The organism is Bradyrhizobium sp. Ken64 (assembly GCF_055807555.1).
Map to the genome: position 1 here is coordinate 353,302 of NZ_JBVVPA010000002.1, position 18,563 is coordinate 371,864.

At 63.9% G+C, this 18,563-nt stretch carries 17 protein-coding genes; 11 read left to right on the forward strand and 6 right to left on the reverse strand.

The window, feature by feature from the left end:
• Positions 1 to 60 precede the first annotated feature (60 nt).
• Together AC0L2F_RS04795 and AC0L2F_RS04800 are read right to left on the reverse strand one after the other, a co-directional pair.
• Positions 61 to 1,017 carry a c-type cytochrome gene (locus AC0L2F_RS04795; protein ID WP_063993277.1) on the reverse strand — a complete coding sequence of 319 codons (957 nt, stop codon included), beginning with the start codon at positions 1,015 to 1,017 and terminating at the stop codon, positions 61 to 63.
• A 348-nt stretch (positions 1,018 to 1,365) separates the two neighbouring features.
• Positions 1,366 to 2,427: an isocitrate/isopropylmalate dehydrogenase family protein gene (locus AC0L2F_RS04800; RefSeq protein ID WP_473247659.1), complete on the reverse strand. Its 1,062-nt coding sequence runs from the start codon at positions 2,425 to 2,427 to the stop codon at positions 1,366 to 1,368.
• Between the two features lie 170 nt (positions 2,428 to 2,597).
• Between AC0L2F_RS04800 and AC0L2F_RS04805 the strand changes: the two genes are divergently transcribed.
• Positions 2,598 to 3,986 (forward strand): MFS transporter, encoded by a 1,389-nt coding sequence (locus AC0L2F_RS04805; RefSeq protein ID WP_473247660.1) that lies wholly within the window; start codon positions 2,598 to 2,600, stop codon positions 3,984 to 3,986.
• Positions 3,987 to 3,990: 4 nt separating this feature from the next.
• On the opposite strand, the gene AC0L2F_RS04810 is transcribed toward AC0L2F_RS04805, so the two are convergent.
• The gene (locus AC0L2F_RS04810) at positions 3,991 to 5,610 is read right to left on the reverse strand and encodes a B12-binding domain-containing radical SAM protein (protein ID WP_473247661.1); all 1,620 of its coding nucleotides are present in this window, start codon (positions 5,608 to 5,610) and stop codon (positions 3,991 to 3,993) included.
• A 257-nt stretch (positions 5,611 to 5,867) separates the two neighbouring features.
• On the opposite strand from AC0L2F_RS04810, the gene AC0L2F_RS04815 reads away from it, so the two are divergent.
• The 10 genes from AC0L2F_RS04815 to AC0L2F_RS04860 all read left to right on the forward strand — a co-directional run bounded on the left by AC0L2F_RS04815 (position 5,868) and on the right by AC0L2F_RS04860 (position 15,018).
• Positions 5,868 to 6,317, forward strand: coding sequence for a (2Fe-2S)-binding protein (locus tag AC0L2F_RS04815; protein ID WP_473247662.1), 450 nt, complete (start codon positions 5,868 to 5,870; stop codon positions 6,315 to 6,317).
• Positions 6,318 to 6,328: 11 nt separating this feature from the next.
• Complete coding sequence (locus AC0L2F_RS04820; protein ID WP_473247663.1) at positions 6,329 to 8,515, forward strand: xanthine dehydrogenase family protein molybdopterin-binding subunit; 2,187 nt, start codon at positions 6,329 to 6,331, stop codon at positions 8,513 to 8,515.
• Positions 8,516 to 8,569: 54 nt separating this feature from the next.
• Positions 8,570 to 9,841, forward strand: coding sequence for an FCSD flavin-binding domain-containing protein (locus tag AC0L2F_RS04825; protein ID WP_473247664.1), 1,272 nt, complete (start codon positions 8,570 to 8,572; stop codon positions 9,839 to 9,841).
• Positions 9,834 to 10,286, forward strand: a complete 453-nt coding sequence (gene soxX, locus AC0L2F_RS04830) for a sulfur oxidation c-type cytochrome SoxX (RefSeq protein WP_473247665.1) — start codon at positions 9,834 to 9,836, stop codon at positions 10,284 to 10,286. Before AC0L2F_RS04825 ends, soxX begins: the two co-directional genes overlap by 8 nt.
• A gap of 8 nt (positions 10,287 to 10,294) precedes the next feature.
• Entirely contained in the window at positions 10,295 to 10,762 is a 468-nt protein-coding gene (locus AC0L2F_RS04835; RefSeq protein WP_473247666.1) for a SoxY-related AACIE arm protein, read from the forward strand.
• Positions 10,762 to 11,079, forward strand: coding sequence for a thiosulfate oxidation carrier complex protein SoxZ (soxZ, locus tag AC0L2F_RS04840; protein WP_007607634.1), 318 nt, complete (start codon positions 10,762 to 10,764; stop codon positions 11,077 to 11,079). The genes AC0L2F_RS04835 and soxZ overlap by 1 nt, the downstream gene beginning before the upstream one ends.
• Positions 11,076 to 11,855 (forward strand): sulfur oxidation c-type cytochrome SoxA, encoded by a 780-nt coding sequence (gene soxA / locus AC0L2F_RS04845; RefSeq protein ID WP_063993285.1) that lies wholly within the window; start codon positions 11,076 to 11,078, stop codon positions 11,853 to 11,855. The genes soxZ and soxA overlap by 4 nt, the downstream gene beginning before the upstream one ends.
• A gap of 81 nt (positions 11,856 to 11,936) precedes the next feature.
• Positions 11,937 to 13,262, forward strand: coding sequence for an ABC transporter substrate-binding protein (locus tag AC0L2F_RS04850; RefSeq protein WP_473247667.1), 1,326 nt, complete (start codon positions 11,937 to 11,939; stop codon positions 13,260 to 13,262).
• Between the two features lie 5 nt (positions 13,263 to 13,267).
• On the forward strand, positions 13,268 to 14,197 hold the full coding sequence (locus AC0L2F_RS04855) for a carbohydrate ABC transporter permease (RefSeq protein ID WP_371449403.1): 930 nt from the start codon (positions 13,268 to 13,270) through the stop codon (positions 14,195 to 14,197).
• Complete coding sequence (locus tag AC0L2F_RS04860; protein WP_007607625.1) at positions 14,194 to 15,018, forward strand: carbohydrate ABC transporter permease; 825 nt, start codon at positions 14,194 to 14,196, stop codon at positions 15,016 to 15,018. The genes AC0L2F_RS04855 and AC0L2F_RS04860 overlap by 4 nt, the downstream gene beginning before the upstream one ends.
• Here the strand turns inward: AC0L2F_RS04860 and AC0L2F_RS04865 are convergent, their stop codons facing one another.
• The 3 genes from AC0L2F_RS04865 to AC0L2F_RS04875 form a co-directional block, all read right to left on the reverse strand.
• Positions 15,019 to 16,674, reverse strand: a complete 1,656-nt coding sequence (locus AC0L2F_RS04865; RefSeq protein WP_473247668.1) for a regulator — start codon at positions 16,672 to 16,674, stop codon at positions 15,019 to 15,021.
• Between the two features lie 10 nt (positions 16,675 to 16,684).
• Positions 16,685 to 17,389: a cysteine hydrolase family protein gene (locus AC0L2F_RS04870; protein WP_007607621.1), complete on the reverse strand. Its 705-nt coding sequence runs from the start codon at positions 17,387 to 17,389 to the stop codon at positions 16,685 to 16,687.
• Positions 17,390 to 17,593: 204 nt separating this feature from the next.
• Positions 17,594 to 18,550, reverse strand: coding sequence for a hypothetical protein (locus AC0L2F_RS04875; protein WP_473247669.1), 957 nt, complete (start codon positions 18,548 to 18,550; stop codon positions 17,594 to 17,596).
• Between the last annotated feature and the right edge of the window lie 13 nt (positions 18,551 to 18,563).

Here is an 18,563-nt window from a genome sequence, read left to right on the forward strand (position 1 = left end):
CCTACGCCAACCGACGAGAAGGGCCAAGAAACGACGTCATTCCCGCAACAGCTGCTTGGATCATGGCGAGAGCGATGCCACGTAGGCAGCCAGCGCGATCATATCGTTCTGCGACAGCTTTTCGACAGTCTGTTTCATCAGGGAGCTTGCGTTTGCCACGCGCCCCCCGCTTTGGAATTCATGGAGCTGGCGCACGATGTAGGTCGGCGAGCGCCCGGCAATCGGCGGAATATCACCGACGCCCTTCAACTCCGGACCGTGGCAGCTACCGCAGGCAACGGTTATTCCCGATCCGCCCGTCTTGGCGAGCGTTTCTCCCCTCGTCAGGCTTCCAACCGGCACATAGGCTGTGAAGGTCGCCCGGGAGTCTCGGAGCTCGAATTGATCCACATCGTCCGGCATCTCGACGATGCGCGGGCCGAGGATTTCGGAGCCGCCCTCGGGGCTTTTGACATAGAACAAGCGGGATGGCCCTGTCTTTGGAATGCTTTCGCTTTCGACGACCTTGATAATCTGCTGGGGCTTCTGCGCAGAGAAATACGCTGCCGCAGCACGCACCTCGGCGTCGGTCATGGCTTTGACTGACGCCATCATCAATTGTGTGGCAGGCCTCTCCGGCCCCGACATCTTTCGCGCGCCGCTTTTGAAATCAGCGAGTTGCTGAACGAGATAGCTCTCCGGCAAGCCCGCCAGACTCGCATTTTCAGGACCGCCGGTGCCCTCGACGCGATGGCACGATCCGCAAGCGCGGACATCCGGCTTTCGTCCGTTGGCAACGATCTCCGGCATGGCCGGATGGTCATCAGGATGCCAATCAGGCGCAAAGAAAAGGTCGCGCGCCTGCTTCCAGCTGAACGCGGCATTACTGCCGGCGAGTTGATTGGGCTTGTCGTCAGCCGGGGGCACCTTCACGGTCGGATCCCACAAGAACGCCCAGGCCGGAAGCCCATTCTGCGCCAAGGCAGCCGTTGCTGTAAGGATCACGGCTGCCCACAAAATTGGCACAGACATCTTCATGGCAATAAACCTCTGCAAATGTATCGAGCAAAATCACCAAAAAAGAAAAAAGAAACTTAGCACTTCGAAAGCGGAATGCCGGAGTTGCACGCCCAGATCTGCTTCACCACAGGAAGCGCACATCGCTCCTTCACGGGAAGCACACAATGGTCTTTTGCCGACCGGTGCAATCCTGGCATCCTGCCAGTGTTTTGCCCGACGCGTCAACGTCATGGCCGCGGCGAATGTCGTCGCTGCGCGTTTCGGAAATCCCTTATTAATCAAGGGGGCTTCTACTGTGCATGGGGTTGTTTTCGCGTTTTTTGTTTTGAGCCCTTAAAAAAAACACGCAAGACCCCGCATGACCACTCACCCGGCCTGCAGGATCTCCGCGATCGCCGCCCCCGCCGCGATGGTGCCGAGCTCGCCGCCGACATCGCGCGTTGCCCTGCCCTCGCCGATCGCCTTCGCTACCGCCGCCTCGATCGCACGCGCGGCCTCCTCGTAGCGGACCGCGCCACTCTTCTCACCATGCCAGGCCAGCAGCAACGCCGTCGACAGGATCAGCGACACCGGATTGGCGACGTCCTGCCCGGCAATGTCAGGCGCTGAGCCGTGCGCGGCCTGCGCCATGGCGTGGCTGTGACCGACATTGAGCGAACCGCCGAGCCCGAGGCTGCCCGAGAGTTCGGCGGTGAGATCGGACAGGATGTCGCCGAACATGTTGGTGGCGACGATGACGTCGAAGCGGTCGGGGTTGCGCACCACATGCGCCATCATGGCGTCGACGAGGATGTCTTCAACCCCGAGGCCGGGATAGGCCTTTGCCGCCTCGCGGCAGATCTGGAGGAACATGCCGTCACCGAGCTTGAGCACATTCGCCTTGTGAACGATCGTCAGATGCTTGCGCCGCTTCATCGCCAGCCGGCACGCCGCGTGCGCGATGCGCTCACAGCAATGGCGCGTGATCCGGCGCAGCGAGATCACGACATCCGATGTGACCAGCATCTCGCCATTGCCCTGCTCCATGTTGCGGTCGGCGTAAAACCCTTCCGTGTTCTCGCGCACCACGACGAGGTCGAAATCGCCGACCCGGCCGGACAGCCCCGCATACGTGCGTGCCGGCCTGAGATTGGCGTAGAGGTCGAGGTTCTTGCGAAAATGCCGCGACGGGTTGATCTCGCCATGGGCTTCGTCCTTGAAATCGAAGGTCGCGGTCGGCCCGAGCACCAGGCCATCGGCGGCGCGGACGATGTCGAGCAGCTCGGGGCGCACCGTCGTACCGAACTGTTTGAGGCTCGCATGGCCGACTACGTGCTCCTCCAGGCGCAGATTGAGCTGGAAGCGTTCGGAGGCCGCGCGCAGCACGCCTGATGTCGCGGTCGTGATCTCGGGCCCGATGCCGTCACCGGGCAAAACGACGATGTGCATGGCGCTCCCCTGACATTGCAGCCGTTCGCGCGATCATACGCCGGCGCCCGGAATCATCGCCCAGCCTTCGCGCATACACTGCATGCAAGCATATGCCTGTGGCAGGCGGCCGCGCCGTAGTACATGCCAAAGTCCCCTGGAGCCGGCCGCCGGAGCAACGCGCCAACGCAATGACAATCACGTTACCTGCCGCAGCGCGCAAGCCCGACCACACCATTTCCGACGGCCTTCCAGCCGCACAGCGGCGCTGGGCCATTGCCGCGATCTTCACCGCGCTGGCGATGGCCTCGCTCGACACCGCGATCGCCAACATCGCGCTGCCCGCCATTGCCGGCGACCTGCATGTCAGCCCGGAGCAATCGGTCTGGGTGGTCAACGTCTACCAGATCGCGTTGGTGGCGACGCTGCTGCCGTTGGGAGCACTCGGCGAGATCGTCGGACACCAGCGCATCTATCTCGGCGGCCTGATCCTGTTCACCATCGCCTCGCTGTTCTGCGCGGTGGCCTGGTCGCTTGAGAGCCTGCTGGTTGCGCGCACGCTGCAAGGGCTGGGTGCGAGCGGCATCATGAGCGTCAACACGGCACTGGTGCGCTTCGTCTATCCCGGCCGGATGCTGGGCCGCGGCTTCGGCCACAACGCGCTGGTGGTCGCGACCGCCTTTACCTTCGGTCCTTCGATCGCCTCCGCCATCCTCGCGGTCGGCCCGTGGCCATGGCTGTTCGCCGTCAACATCCCGTTCGGTCTGGTCGCGATCGGCATCGGCTTTGCGATGCTGCCGAAGACGCCGCGCGCCGATCACGGCTTTGACTTTCTCGGCGCGGCCCTCGCGTCGGCCTGCCTCGGCCTGTTCATCACAGGCATCGGCAGTGCCGCGCACAATCTCTCTCCGGTGGTCGTGGGCATCGAGCTGCTCACGGCCTTGGTGCTCGGCTTCATCCTGACGCGCCGCCATGCCGATCATCCGGCCCCGATGCTGCCGATTGATCTGTTCAGCCGGCCGATGTTCGCGCTGTCGGCGGCGACCGCGGTGTGCTCCTTTGCCGTGCAGGGTCTCGCCTTCGTCTCGCTGCCGTTCTATTTCGAGGACGTGCTGGGGCGTTCGCAGGTCGAGACCGGCTTTTTCATGACGCCATGGCCGCTGGTGGTCGGCATCATGGCGCCGATCGCCGGACGCCTCTCCGACCGGCACGCGGTCGGATTGCTCGGCGGCATCGGGCTCGTGCTGCTCGGCCTCGGCATGGCGTTGCTCGCGATGCTGCCAGCCAATCCTGCGATCCCCGACATCATCTGGCGGATGGTGATCTGCGGCATGGGGTTCGGCTTCTTCCAGGCGCCGAACATGAAGGCGGTGATGTCGAGCGCGCCGCCGCATCGCAGCGGCAGCGCCTCGGGCATCGTCGCCACCGCGCGCCTGACCGGGCAGACCACGGGGGCGGCGCTCGCCGCGCTCTGCTTCTCGCTCGCTGGTCACGATGGCGCAGTCGTGGCATTGGCACTCGGCGCCGGCTTCGCAGCGCTCGGCAGCGTGATGAGCTTTTTGCGGCTGGCGGTGAAGTAGACCGTCAGGCCAGATGTCGGGCCGCCGTCACCTCGACAGTCGCGGCCGGAATGACCGTCTCTTCGTCGAGTGCGGCGAGGCGCTCATCGATGGCAGCGATCACCTTGCGCGAGAACGGCCCGAGATGCGCATAGGCGGCGATCATCTGCACGGCGATCCGCGCCGATGTGGTGTCGCGCTTGGCGCAGTTCATGAAGGTCTGCCACAGCGGCCCGCGCGCCTCGGGAAGCGCTGTGACCACCTTGTGCACCGTTTCCATCGCGCCGATCCGGGCGCGGATATCGCCTTCCGCGAGCTCCTGGCGCTGGCGAGAGCGGTCGAGCAGCGTCATCAGACGGTCGATGCGCCTTGCATAGGCCTCCGGGCTGTAGATGTGCTCCAGCACGCGCTTGTAGTCCGTCAGGATGTCGCGCAACGGGCGCACCGGATCGAAGTTGATCCCGGCGGTGCACTGATCGGCGCCAATGGTCGGCGCCAAATCGTGGCCCGGATGCAGCCGGCCTTCGCGCTCGAGGCGGCGCGTCAGCTGCGTGTTCGGCAAGGCATAGAGCAGGCCGACCATGCTGACCGGGATCGCCGCCTCTTCGATGAAGTCGATCATGGCATCCGCCATCGAAAGCTTCTCATTGTCGAAGCCGACGATGAAACCCGCGGTGACGAGCATGCCCGCGGCGTAGATCTTGTGGATGCTCTCGGCGATGTTGCGCCGCGTGTTCTGCTTCTTCCGCATGGCGACCAGCGTCGCCGGATCCGGACTTTCAATGCCGACGAAGATGGCGAAGAAATTCGCCTGGCCCATCAGGTCCAATAGCTCGGGATCGTCGGCCAGATTGACCGAGGCTTCAGTCGACAGTTCGAAGGGATAGCCGTGGGCACGCTGCCATTCGGCCAGCTGAGGCAGGAACAGCCGCAGCGACTTCTTGTTGCCGATGAAATTGTCGTCGACGAAGTCGAGATGGCCGCGGTAACCCATGGCGTAGAGCTTGTCGAGCTCGACCAGCATTTGCTCATTCGTCTTGGTTCGCGGCACCCGGCCATAGAGTTCGATGATGTCGCAGAACTCGCAGGTGAACGGGCAGCCGCGGGAATACTGCACACCGAGATAAAGGTAGTCCTCGAAGTTGAGCAGGTCGAAGCGCGGCACCGGCGTCTTGGTGACGTCGGCCTGGAATTTCGGCGCGATGAAGACGCCGGAGCGTGCGCCACTGTCCCAGGCCGCGACGAATTCGTGGAGAACGCTTTCGGCCTCTCCGAGCACCTGGAAGTCGGCCCTCTCATAGAGATGGGGGCTCGAGGTGGGATCGGGACCGCCGACGACCACCGGCTTGCCCGCGGCACGGCAAATTTCGATCAGGCGCAGCGTGTCGGCCTGCTGCGGCATCATTCCGCCGGTGAAGACGACGTCGGCCCAGGAAAGATCCTCGTCGCTGAAGGATTCCGTGTTGCAATCGATCAGCCGGACCGTCCAGTGCTCGGGCAACATCGCGGCAACGGTGATCAGCCCCAAAGGGGCCGCGGGCCGCTTCACGCCCAATACTTTGCAGGATTCGCCAAAGCTCCAGAAGGACTCTGCCGAGAACAGCGGATAGAGCATCAGGACGTTGCAAGGCTGCGGTACGTTCATGGAACCCCTTTTTGGCTGATTCCACTGTAGCAGAGCATTGTCGACTTGCACCCTGCCAAAAGGGACAAACTGTCGCTCTCGGTTCCACGGGCGTCGGCGCGGAAGCCGGTAGACGTCGCCCCAAGCCATGCCGCGGGCGCCCAGGGAAGGAATCCCCGGCGGCTGCCCCTCGGACTATTGATTTGAACGTTTCCAATTTGCCGGACACATTGCGCCCCTGAGTCCAATCGGTGGATTGGGCCAATCAGGGGACTGCGATGGCAAACCTAACAATCAACGGAAAGACCTTCACCCTCGACGTCGAGCCGGATACGCCGCTGCTCTGGGCGATCCGCGAGAACGCCGGCCTGACCGGCACCAAATATGGCTGCGGCATTGCACAATGCGGTGCCTGCACGGTTCACATCGACGGCGTCGCCATTCGCTCCTGCGGCGTTTCGGTCAGCGAGGCCGCGGGCAAGAAGATCACGACCATCGAAGGGCTCGCCTCCGGCAACGCGCTGCACAAGGTGCAGGAAGCCTGGATCGCCCAGGACGTTCCGCAATGCGGCTATTGCCAGAGCGGCATGATCATGGCGGTTGCGGCGCTGCTGAGCGAGAAGCCGAAGCCGACCGACGCCGACATCGACGAGGCCATCACCAATATCTGCCGCTGCGGCACCTTCCAGCAGGTGCGCGAAGCGATCCACACGATCGCAAGCGCGTAAGGAACCGCCCCATGAACAAGCATGTCTCTCCCAGCATGAACCGCCGTGCCTTCGTCATCGGCACCGCCGCGGTCGGCGCGGGTCTCGCAATCGGCCTCGATATCCCCTTCGGCGGTCCCGCCGTGGTCCGCGCGGCCGACGGCTCCCCCGAGATCGGCGCCTGGGTCGTGGTCAGGCCCGACGACACCGTCGTCATCCGCATCGCCCGCTCCGAAATGGGCCAGGGCTCGCTCACCGGCCTCGCCCAGCTCGTCGCCGAGGAACTCGAATGCGACTGGTCGAAGGTCTCGACCGAATATCCGACACCGGGCCAGAGCGTCGCCCGCAAGCGCGTCTGGGGCGATTTCTCGACCGGCGGCAGCCGCGGCATCCGTTCTTCGCAAGACTATGTCCGCAAGGGCGGCGCCACCGCCCGCGTGATGCTGATCCAGGCCGCCGCCGAGGCGTGGAAAGTGCCGGCGTCGGAATGCACGGCCGCCAACAGCGTCATCACGCACACGCCGTCCGGCAAGACCACGACTTATGGCAAGGTCGCCGAGGCCGCGGCCAAGCTGACGCCGCCGGCCGACGTCAAGCTGAAGGACCCGAAGGACTGGAAGCTGATCGGCAAGGGCGTGAAGCGGCTGGACACCGCCGAGAAGACCACCGGCACCATGATCTACGGCATCGACGTCAAGCTGCCGGGCATGCTGAACGCCGCGATCAAGGATTGCCCGGTGTTCGGCGGCAAGCTGAAGAGCTTTGACGAAGCCAAGGTCACCGGCATGAAGGGCGTCAAGAAGGTCGTCAAGGTCGGCGATACCGCGGTTGCGGTCGTTGCCGACACCTGGTGGCACGCCAAGACTGCGCTGGATTCGCTGCCGATCGTCTGGGACGAGGGCGACAACGCCAAGGTCTCGAGCGAGTCGATCGCGAAATGGCTGACGGAGGGACTGGCCAATGAGCAGCCGGCCTATGTCGGCAACAAGAACGGCGATGCCAAGGCGGCGATTGCTACTGCCGCCAAGAAGATCGAGGCCGTCTACAGCTATCCCTACCAGAACCACGCCACGATGGAGCCGATGAACGCCACGGCGCTCTACACGGCCGACAAATGCGAGGTCTGGTGCGGCACGCAGAACGGCGAGGCGGCCTTCGCAGCCACGTTGGAAGCGTCGGGCCTCCCGGCGGAGAAGTGCGACGTGCACAAGGTGATGCCGGGCGGCGGCTTCGGCCGGCGCGGCCAGACCGACTATGTCCGTCAGGCCGTCATGATCGCCAAGCAGATGCCGGGCACGCCGATCAAGCTATTGTGGTCGCGCGAAGAGGACATGGCGCACGGCCGATATCACCCGATCACCCAGTGCAAGATGACCGGCGCGTTCGATGCGGACAACAATCTGGTCGCGCTGCACTACCGTCTGTCCGGGCAATCGATCCTGTTCTCGCTCCGTCCCGAAGCGCTGCAGAACGGCATGGATCCGGCCGCATTCCAGGGCGTCGCCCAGTCCGGCGAAGCCGCGTTCGGTTATTCCGTGCCAAACCTCCTGGTCGAGCATGCGATGCGCAACCCGCACGTTCCGCCGGGCTTCTGGCGCGGCGTCAACGTCAATCACAACGCGATCTACATGGAATGCTTCATGGACGAGCTGGCCCAGGCCGCAGGCCAGGACCCGCTCGAATTCCGCCGCAAGCTGATGGGCAATCACCCCAAGCATCTGGCGGTGCTCAATGCCGTGGCCGAGAAGATCGGCTGGAGCACCCCGGCGCCGCAGGGCATCTATCGCGGCATCGCGCAGGTCATGGGCTATGGCAGCTATGTCGCCGGCGCCGCCGAAATCTCGGTGACCGACGGCAACAAGATCAAGGTGCATCGCATCGTCGCCTCCACCGATCCCGGCTACGTCGTCAATCCGGCGCAGGTGGAGCGGCAGATCGCGGGGTCCTTCGTCTATGGCCTCTCCGCGCTGTTCTACGGCGGCTGCACCGTCAAGGACGGTAAGATCGAGCAGACCAACTTCGACACCTACAATTCGATGCGCATCAACGAGATGCCGAAGGTCGAATCGGTGATGGTGCCGAGCGGCGGGTTCTGGGGCGGTGTCGGCGAGCCGACCATCGGCGTCGCGGCGCCGGCGGTGCTCAATGCGTACTTCGCGGCGACGGGCAAGCGCATCCGTTCGGTGCCGTTGCGCGACCAGAACATCACCTTCGCCTGAGAAACGCCGCGGCGGCCGTAACGGCCGTCGCGGCACACGTTCCGGACAAGACTCATGAATGCGTCGGTGACACGGCGGGATGCCGTGCTCGGCATCGCCGCCGCGGCCACATCATTCGCCGTCCCTTCGATCCTGCGCGCGCAATCGGCGGGCCGCGTCGTCGTGGTCGGCGGCGGCTTTGGCGGTGCGGCCTGTGCGCGCGCGCTGAAGCGCGCGCAGGCAAACTTGCAAATCATCCTGATCGAACCCAGTACCGTCTTCACCTCCTGCCCCTTCAGCAACGAGGTGATCGCCGGCCTGCGCGACATCGAAGCTCAGCAATTTGGCTATGACAGGCTCGGTGCCGAGGGCATCACGGTGATCAGCCAAGCCGTAACCACAATCGAGCCGCAGCTGCGCAGTGTCGTGACGGCCGATGGCGTTGCGCTGCCCTATGACCGCCTCGTCCTCTCTCCCGGCATCGACTTCCATTTCGAAGCCCTGCCCGGCTACGACGACGCGTCATCGGGAAAAATGCCGCACGCCTGGAAGGCCGGCGCACAGACGCTGCTGCTGCGCCGGCAATTGGAGGAAATGCCGGACGGCGGCACCGTTGCCATTGCCATCCCCGCCAATCCATCGCGCTGTCCGCCGGCGCCTTACGAGCGCGCCAGCCTGATCGCGCATTACCTGAAAACGAGGAAACCGCGCTCGAAGGTCTTGATCCTCGATGCCAAGGACACTTTCTCCCAGCAGCGGCTGTTCGAGAAGGCGTGGAAGGAGCTTTACGGCGACATGATCGAACGCATCGGGCTGTCGCAAGGCGGCCGCGTGACCTCGGTCGATGCCGCGACCAGGACCATCGTCACCGAATTCGGCAACTACACGCCTGATGTCGCCAACGTCATTCCGCCGCAACGCGCCGCGCGCATCGCCCAGATCGCGGGCGCTGCGGATGCGACCGGCTGGTGCCCGATTGACCCCGTTACCTTCGAGTCGAAGCTTGTCCAGAACGTCCACGTCATCGGCGATGCCTGCCTCGGCGGGGGCATTCCCAAATCGGCATCCGCGGCAAGCGCACAGGGCAAGGCCTGCGCTGCCGCGATCGTGAACCTCCTTGCCGGCCGCGCACCAGAAACGCCGCGACTGACAGGCGTCTGCTACAACATGGTCGCACCCGGCTACGGCTTTTCGCTCGCGGGCAATTACCAGCCCAAGGGCGACATCTTCGCCGAGGTCGAGGGCGGCGCGACCAGCCCGGTCGATGCACCGCGCGAATTGCGCGCCCGCGAGGCGGCTGAAGCCGAGCACTGGTTTCAAACCATCACGGCGGACACCTTTGGCTAAGGCATCGGTCCATATCGCAGCTCTGATCGCCGCCAGTTGCGCCTTCGCCTGCCATGTGGGAGCCGAGGAGCTCCTGCCCTACAACATCGCCGGCGACGGCATCGCGGAATCCCTCACCGGCGCGCCCGGCGATGCCGCGCGCGGGCGCGCGCTGGTGCTCGCGCGCACGACAACCTGCATCCTGTGCCATTCCGGCCCGTTCCCGGAAACCCGGTTCCAGGGCGACCTCGCGCCTGACCTCTCGGGTGCGGGGAACCGCTGGACGGTGAGCCAATTGCGGCTTCGACTGGTCGATGCAGCGCGTTTAAACCCCGAGACCATCATGCCGTCCTATTATCGCAACGACCACCTCGTGCGGGTCGGGCGAAATTTCGTCGGCAAACCGATCTTGTCCGCCGCCGAGATCGAGGACATCGTGGCTTTTCTTGCAACGCTTCGGGACTAGGACTGTTCATGCCAACCACGCGACGACAATTCCTAAATCTCGCCGGAAGCGTGACGTTCGCCGGGACGATCCCGATCGTCACGCTGCGGCCTCTGGGGGCGACACCGGCGATGCTCACCGCCGCGATCCGCAACGTCGTCGGCGAAGCACCTGTCCGCACCGGCAAGGTGAATCTCGACATTCCGCCGCTGGTCGAGAACGGCAACACGGTGCCGCTGACCGTGAGCGTCGCGAGCCCGATGACGGCGGACGACTACGTCAAGAGCATCCACGTCTTCAACGAGAAGAACCCGCAGCCGAACATCGGCAACTTCCATCTCGGCCCGTCCTCCGGCCGCGCCCAGGTCTCGACCCGGATTCGCCTCGCGGACACCCAGAAGGTGGTGGCGATCGCGCGTCTTTCCGACGACACGTTCTGGCAGGTCACGACCGAAATCGTCGTGACGCTGGCCGCCTGCACCGAGGAGATGAATTAATGGCCGCGCTCATCAACGTTCCGGCGAAGGCCAGGCGCGGCGAAATCATCGAGATCCGCACGTTGACCTCGCACATCATGGAGACCGGCTTCCGCCACACGGCGGACGGCGCGCTGGTGCCGCGCGACATCATCACGAGCTTTACGTGCCGCTACAACGGCACCGAGATTTTTCGCGCCGATCTCTTTCCTGCGATCGCGGCCAATCCCTATCTGTCGTTCTTCACGGTCGCGAAGGACAGCGGCGAGTTCGAGTTCGAATGGATCGGGGACAACGGCTATTCGTCCAGCGCATCGGCGTCGATCACGGTCGAATGAGTTTTTGGCGCGCGATAGCGGCCGCGGCGCTCCTCGCCACCGGCCCTGCCCTGCTCGCCGGCGAGATTCCGCCGGACGCGCGCCGCTCCGGCTATTCGTTCATGGGGCCCGACACGCGCGCGATGCAGGATGACGACACCTCGAATCCCGGCATGCTGTTCGTGCTCGACGGCGAGGCGTTGTGGACGAAGAGGACCGGCAGTGCCGACAAGGCCTGCGCTGACTGCCATGGCGATGCACGCCGCAGCATGAAAGGCGTCGCCGCGCGCTATCCGGCGTTCGACAAGGCGCTGGCGCGCCCCGTCACGCTCGACCAGCGCATCAATCTCTGCCGCAGCAATCATCAGCAGGCAACGGCGCTCCCCTACGAGAGCCGCGACCTGCTGGCCCTGTCCGCCTTCGTCGCGCACCAATCGCGCGGCACCGCGATCACGGCTGGCGGCGATCCACAACTAAAACCCTTCGTTGAGCAAGGGCGCAACCTCTTCATGCAGCGCGAAGGCCAGCTCAACCTCGCCTGCGCCAATTGCCACGACGACAACTTTGACAAGCGCCTCGCCGGCGCGCCGATCACGCAAGGACAGCCGACCGGCTACCCGCTCTATCGCCTGGAATGGCAAACGCTGGGGTCGCTGGAGCGCCGGCTTCGCAGTTGCATGACCGGCGTCCGCGCCCAGGCCTATGATTACGGCGCACCCGACCTGGTCGCGCTCGAGCTCTACCTGATGTCGCGGGCGCGCGGCCTGCCGATGGAGACGCCGGCCGTGCGGCCGTGATCCGTCAGATTAGGGCTAGGCACGCGCGGCACGGCCGCTAGTATCCCTCCCAAACAAAACGAGTCATCCGGGAGGGATACAGTGGCTTACCATCAGATTTCGCGTCGTACGCTCTTGACGGGCACTGCCGCAGCTGGCGCGCTCAGCCTGACGGGATTGGCAGCCCGCGCGGAGGTGAACTGGAAGAAATACGCCGGGACCAAGCTAGAGGTGATCCTCGCCAAGGGCCCGCGCGGCGACAACCTGCAAAAATACGTCAAGGAGTTTACCGAGCTCACCGGCATCCAGGTGGAGGCGGAGCAGATTCCCGAGCAGCAGCAGCGCCAGAAGGTCGTGATCGAGCTCACCTCGGGCCGGCCGAGCTTCGACGTCGTCCATCTCAGCTATCACGTGCAGAAACGGCAATTCGAGAAAGGCGGCTGGCTCGCCGACCTCACGCCTTACATGAAGGACCCGACGCTGACCGCGCCCGATCTCGTGGAGAGCGATTTCTCGGCCGCCGGCCTGCAATACGCCAAGAACGACAAGGGCCAGATGCTGTCGCTGCCCTGGTCGGTCGACTATTTCATCCTCTATTACAACAAGGAGCTGTTCCAGAAGAAGGGCGTCGCCGTCCCCAAGACCCTCGACGAGATGGTCGCGGCCGCCGAGAAGCTCACCGATGCCAAGGAAGGCACCTACGGCTTCGTCGGACGCGGCCTGCGCAACGCCAACATGACGTTGTGGACCAACTTCTTTCTCGACTATGGCGGCGAATTCCTCGATGCGAAGGGCAACATCCTGACCGACGGTCCGGAAGCCATTGCTGCAACCAAGCTCTATCAGACATTGTTGACGAAAGTCGCTCCGCCCGGCGTCGCCGGCTTCAACTGGATGGAGTCGATGGCCTCGTTCACGCAAGGACGTTCGGCCATGTGGATCGACGGCGTCGGCTGGGCGCCGCCGCTGGAAGACCCGGCGGCCTCGCGCGTGGTCGGCAAGGTCGGCTACACCGTCGTGCCGGCCGGTCCGAAGGGACAATATTCAGCGACCTATGGCGACGGCATCGGCATCGCCGCGGCGAGCAAGAACAAGGAAGCCGCCTATCTGCTCTGCCAATGGGTGGTGTCGAAAACGCAAGGCGCCCGGCTGTTGCAAGCCGGCGGCGGCGTGCCGTTCCGCAACTCGATCCTTGGCGATGCCGAGGTCCAAAACGGCGTGAAGATGCCCAAGGAGTGGCTGCAGTCGGTGATCGATTCCGCCAAGATCAGCAAGCTGGGCCTGCCCGTCGTGATTCCGGTCGCCGAATTCCGCGATCTCGTTGGCGCGGCGATCACCGCAACCCTTGCCGGCGCCGATCCCGCGACAGAGTTGAAAAAGGCCCACGAGCAGTACCGGCCAATCCTGGAGCGCAGCGAAAAGGCGTGAGTGCGATCATACAGGCTAATCCGGCAGCGGCACCGTCAGATGCCGCGCCGGAGAAGGAGTTGCGGCCGCCGTCCTACTGGCCGTTCGTGGTGCCGGCGCTCATCGTCGTGCTCGCCATCATCATCTTCCCGTGGGTCTTCACGATCTGGATGAGCCTGAACGAGTGGAAGGTCGGCTCGTCAACCACCTTCGTTGGACTGTCCAATTATCTGCGGCTGACGAGCGATCCCCGCTTCATTGAGGCCATCGGACATACACTGGTCTACACCGTACTCTCCGTGCTGCTGCCGCTTGTGCTCGGCACGTTTGCGGCCGTGGTGTTTCACCAGAAATTCCCAGGCCGCGGCTTTCTGCGCGGCGTTTTCATCATGCCGATGATGGCGACGCCGGTGGCGATCGCGCTGGTCTGGACCATGATGTTCCACCCGCAGCTCGGCGTGCTGAACTATCTGCTGTCGCTGGTCGGAATCCCAGCGCAGCTCTGGGTGTTTCATCCCGCGACCGTCATTCCCTCGCTGGTGCTGGTTGAGACCTGGCAATGGACGCCGCTGGTCATGCTGATCGTGCTCGGCGGCCTGGCCGCGATTCCGAGCGAGCCTTATGAAAGTGCACAGATCGATGGCGCCAGCCTCTGGCAGGTATTCCGATTCATCACCCTGCCGCTGATCATGCCGTTCCTGTTCATCGCCGGCATGATCCGCATGATCGACGCCGTGAAGAGCTTCGACATCATTTTCGCAATCACCCAGGGCGGACCGGGATCGGCGTCGGAGACGATCAACATCTATCTCTACAGCGTCGCCTTCTCCTACTACGACCTCGGCTACGGCTCGGCGATCGCTGTGGTGTTTTTCCTGCTGATCGTTCTGCTCGCGGCGATGATGCTCTACGCGCGCCAGCGCATGCTGTGGACCGAGATCGCGAGCGGCACATGACTCCAAGGCAAATCATCGGCAAGATCGGCCTGTGGTTCTCGGTGTTCGTCATCGTGTCCCCGGCAATCCTGTTCTTCCTCTGGATGCTGTCGCTGTCGCTCAAATTCGAGATCGACAATGCCGCCTATCCGCCGGTGTTCATTCCCGAGCATATCGCCTGGAAGAACTATGCCGACGTGCTCGCCTCCAACCGCTTCCTGACCTATTTCATCAACAGCCTGATCGTGACCGGCAGCGCGACGTTGCTTGCGCTGCTCGTCGGCGTTCCCGCCGGCTACGGCATCGCGCGGATGGCCGCGCACAAATCCGCGATCGTGATCCTGATCGCCCGTATCACGCCGGGATTGTCCTATCTGATCCCGCTGTTTCTCATGTTCCAGTGGCTGGGACTGCTCGGCACGCTGGTGCCGCAGATCATCATCCACCTCGTGGTCACGGTGCCGATCGTGATCTGGATCATGATCGGCTATTTCGAGACGACGCCGATGGAGCTGGAAGAAGCCGCGTTCATCGACGGCGCCACGCGCTGGCAGGTCTTCCGCCATGTCGCGCTGCCGATCGCCAAGCCCGGCATCGCCGTCGCCTTCATCCTGGCCGTGATCTTCTCCTGGAACAACTTTGTCTTCGGCATCGTGCTGGCCGGACGCGAGACACGCACTTTGCCGGTCGCGGTCTACAACATGATCTCGTTCGACCAGTTGAGCTGGGGGCCGCTCGCGGCCGCCGCGCTGATCGTCACCCTCCCGGTGCTTCTGCTCACGGTGTTCGCCCAGCGACAGATCGTCGCCGGGCTCACCGCTGGTGCCGTCAAGGGCGGGTAGCTACTCCGCCGGTGCCGCGTGCATGTCCGCATGCGGCATGTAGGGCTCGCTCGCGCCGAGCTTGCTGGCCGCGAACAGACCGGCGGCCATCGCGGCATAGGCGAACGCGACCGCTGGCGTGACGCCAAAGCCGCCACCGATGCCGACGGCTTCGCCGTGCATGAAGCCAAAGTAGGTCAGGACCGCACCAACCAGCGCAAACGCCGAGGCCTTCTCGAAGTCACGCTCGATGATGAAGACGCCGATCGCACCCAGGATCAGGCCGCCGAGGATGGAGCCGCCGCCCATCACTTCTAACCCGTGATAGAACACGCCCTGCTGCGGTAGTGCTGCGATCGCGGCAGTCTTGACCGCGTCGGCCTTGTCGGCGGCCATTCCGCCGACGGTCGCAGCCGCGTTCATGGTCGAGCCCAACATGGTGTCGATCTGGAGCTTGGCCCACGCGGCCAGATGCGGCGTCAGCGCCAGCACGACCGCGGGTGCATGCTTGACCGGCGTGGTCTGGAATGCCTGTGCGCCGATGAGCATGCCGATATAGAGCAGGATCGGCGAGATCGCGACGACCGGCACCAGCGCCAGCAGCACCGGGATGATGCCGAACCACGCCAGAACGACCACCATGATGCCGGTCGCGGCCGAGTAGCCGATCCGGCCGCCCATCGCCTTCCAGCCGGGATGGCCGATATAGACGGCGTTAATGAAGGGGTTTCCCATCAGGCAGCCGATCAGGCTGACGACGCCGTCGGCCGTGAGCACGCGCGTGGTCGGATATTCGTCGCCAGCGGCTTCCGCGCTTTCGACATTGTCCATGGCCTCGACAAGGTCGTAGATGCCGAAGGGAATGGCGGTGACCAGGATGACGCCGAGGAATTCGAATCCGGAGAAGACGTAGCCAACGGCGGGGATCGGCACCGAGAAGCCGAAACTCGCAAAGGCGTCAACCACGCCCTTGATGCTCAATCCACCCAGATTGAGCCCGAACAGGTTCGAGCCCCAGGCGATGACCATCCCGACTGCGATCGCGATCAGGCCCGCTGGAATGCTCTTTGGATATTTCACGCCGCCGAACCAGCTCACCAGGATGATGGCGAAGCAGACCAGGCCGATCTGCGGCGTCATGTACATTTCGAGCGCCGGTCGCATCGAGATGAAGGTGACGGAGACGCCGGCGAGCGTACCCAGCAGCGCCGCGCGCGGTGTGATTTTTCGAATGAAAGGCGCAATGAAACCGCCGATCATCAGGATGAAGCTCTGGAAGAACACCCAGACCAGGCCAGCCGACCAGCCCTTGAGCGGATCGCCGGTCTTGATCGTGATCGGCAGCATGATCACGAAGGTGACGATGAACATGTGCGGCACGCTGACGCCCGAGGGCAGCGCACAGACGTCGTTGCGGCCGGTCTTCTGCGCCAGACGATAAGCGAGGTATGCGTAGTAGAAAGTGGAAAGGCACATCATCAACCCGAGTGCGGGAAGGATGCGGCCGAACACGAGACTGTCAGGCATCTTCAGGACGAAGCGCAACAGGCCCGTGAGCACCAGCATGTTGACGAGGATGTTGGTGCCGAAGCCGAAAAACGCGTTCCAGTCGCCCGGTGTCCATAGTGCCGGCTTGAACTCGGAGGTGCCGGCCGTCCCCGTCGTGCTTGTGCTCATGGTGATGCCCCTAAGCTGGAATGTTTGAAGTCTTCATCGCCTCCAGAACCGCGGCTGAGCTTGCGACCCAGCCGAAGATGCCGCCCTGGGCCTTGATCATTTTCAGGCCCATCTCATGAAACTCGGGAAAGTAGGACGCGCAGCCGTCCGAGATGACGACGCAGCGATAGCCGCGGTCGTTGGCCTCGCGCACGGTGGTGTTGACGCACACTTCGGTGGTGACGCCGCACACCAGCAGATTCTCGATGCCGTATTTCTCCAGCACGTCGGTGAGCTCGGTGGCGTAGAACGCGCCCTTCCCCGGTTTGTCGACCACGATCTCGCTGTCGAGCGGATAGAGCTCCGGAATGATGTCGTGGCCAGCCTCGCCGCGAATGAGAATGCGTCCCATCGGACCGGGGTCGCCGATGCGCAAGGATGGCGCGCCGCGCTCGATTTTCGCCGGCGGCGCGTCGGAGAGATCGGGCAGATGGCCCTCCCGCGTGTGGATCACCAGCATGCCGGTATCCCGCGCGGCCTTCAGCACCGCACCGATCGGTTTCACCGCGCGCGCGAGCTGGCTGACGTCGTTGCCGAGCGTCTCGCCGAAGCCGCCGGGCTCCATGAAGTCGCGCTGCATGTCGATGATGAGGAGCGCGGTTGCAGGCCAGTCGAGCTCGATCGGCCCGGGTTCGGCGCTGATGACGCCCAATGTCGGCTTGCTTGAGTTCAACATGACGCCCGCCCCTCGCGAGAACTCTCTGTGCCAGGAGTTCTGCAAGCGCCGTGCCATTGTGTACAATGACGATCGGGCGGACAGCGCGGGAAAATTTGCTGCACTGTCAGAACGTTATCAGGACGGCTCGCGTCTGCTTATTCGCTGTGCGGCGACTTTGCGACGTGCATTTGCTCAAAGGATGAGCGACAACGAAGCTCGTTTTTAGCGGGCAGTATCTCCGTACAGCCGTCGATATTCTTCCTCATACGGCGCGTAGGAATCCTTCAGCGTCGCCATGTTCAGCAGCATGGTCGCCACCACAATGTTCGCCTTGTCGAACACGCGCGTCTTCACCCAGGCGCTCTCAGTGCGTCGACTGCCGGAGAGCGCGACCACCTCGCGCTCGACTTCGTACTCCTCGTCCACAAAAAGCGGGCCCTTCACCAGCCTGATCTCCTGGTCGGCGAACAGGCCGACGGCCGGGCCCTTGGCCGGGAGAGGATCGTCCTTGGAGCGGTACTGGAACAGCACGCTCAGCATCTCCATCGGAATGATGGGCTTGCGCCATGGATTGTCCCCGCTCGAATAGTAAGGCAAGGTCTCGGTGATCACCGCGAGCTTCTGCCGCAGCGAAAACGGATAGAGCTCGCCCATGATCTGATCGAACGCCATCCGCACCGCCTGCCGCCGGCTCGTCTGCGCCACCTTCAGGTCGCGCAGGATCACGGGATCAGTGAGCGGCTTGAGTTCGCCAAGACGCGCCTCCAGGGCGGTTGCGGCGTGCGGTTCTCCGACCGAGGCCGTGCCGCGCAGCACCTCCGTGCCGTCGCGCTTCACCATCTGGATCTGGCACTGGCTGGTGCCGGGCAACGGCTCCGATAGGATCGCCTGCACCTCCTCGCCTTCGTAACAGACGCTGCGGTAATGCGCGGAGAGACAGCCGCTCTCGAACCAGGCCTGTCCCCACAAACGCGCACACAGCGGTGCGAACTGGCTGAAATGGGTCGGCCCCTCGATGGTGCCGCCCTTGAAGCCAAGCTTCTGCGCGGTGGCGTCGTCGTGGATCGAGGCGTGCGCGTCGTAGGTTTGGGCTTGCAGCATTTGACGCGGCTGACGCCACGGCCCGATCAGAGCGCCTTCGGTCTCCGTGATCTCGGTATCGAACGCTTGTGCCGTCATGATGTCCTCCGCA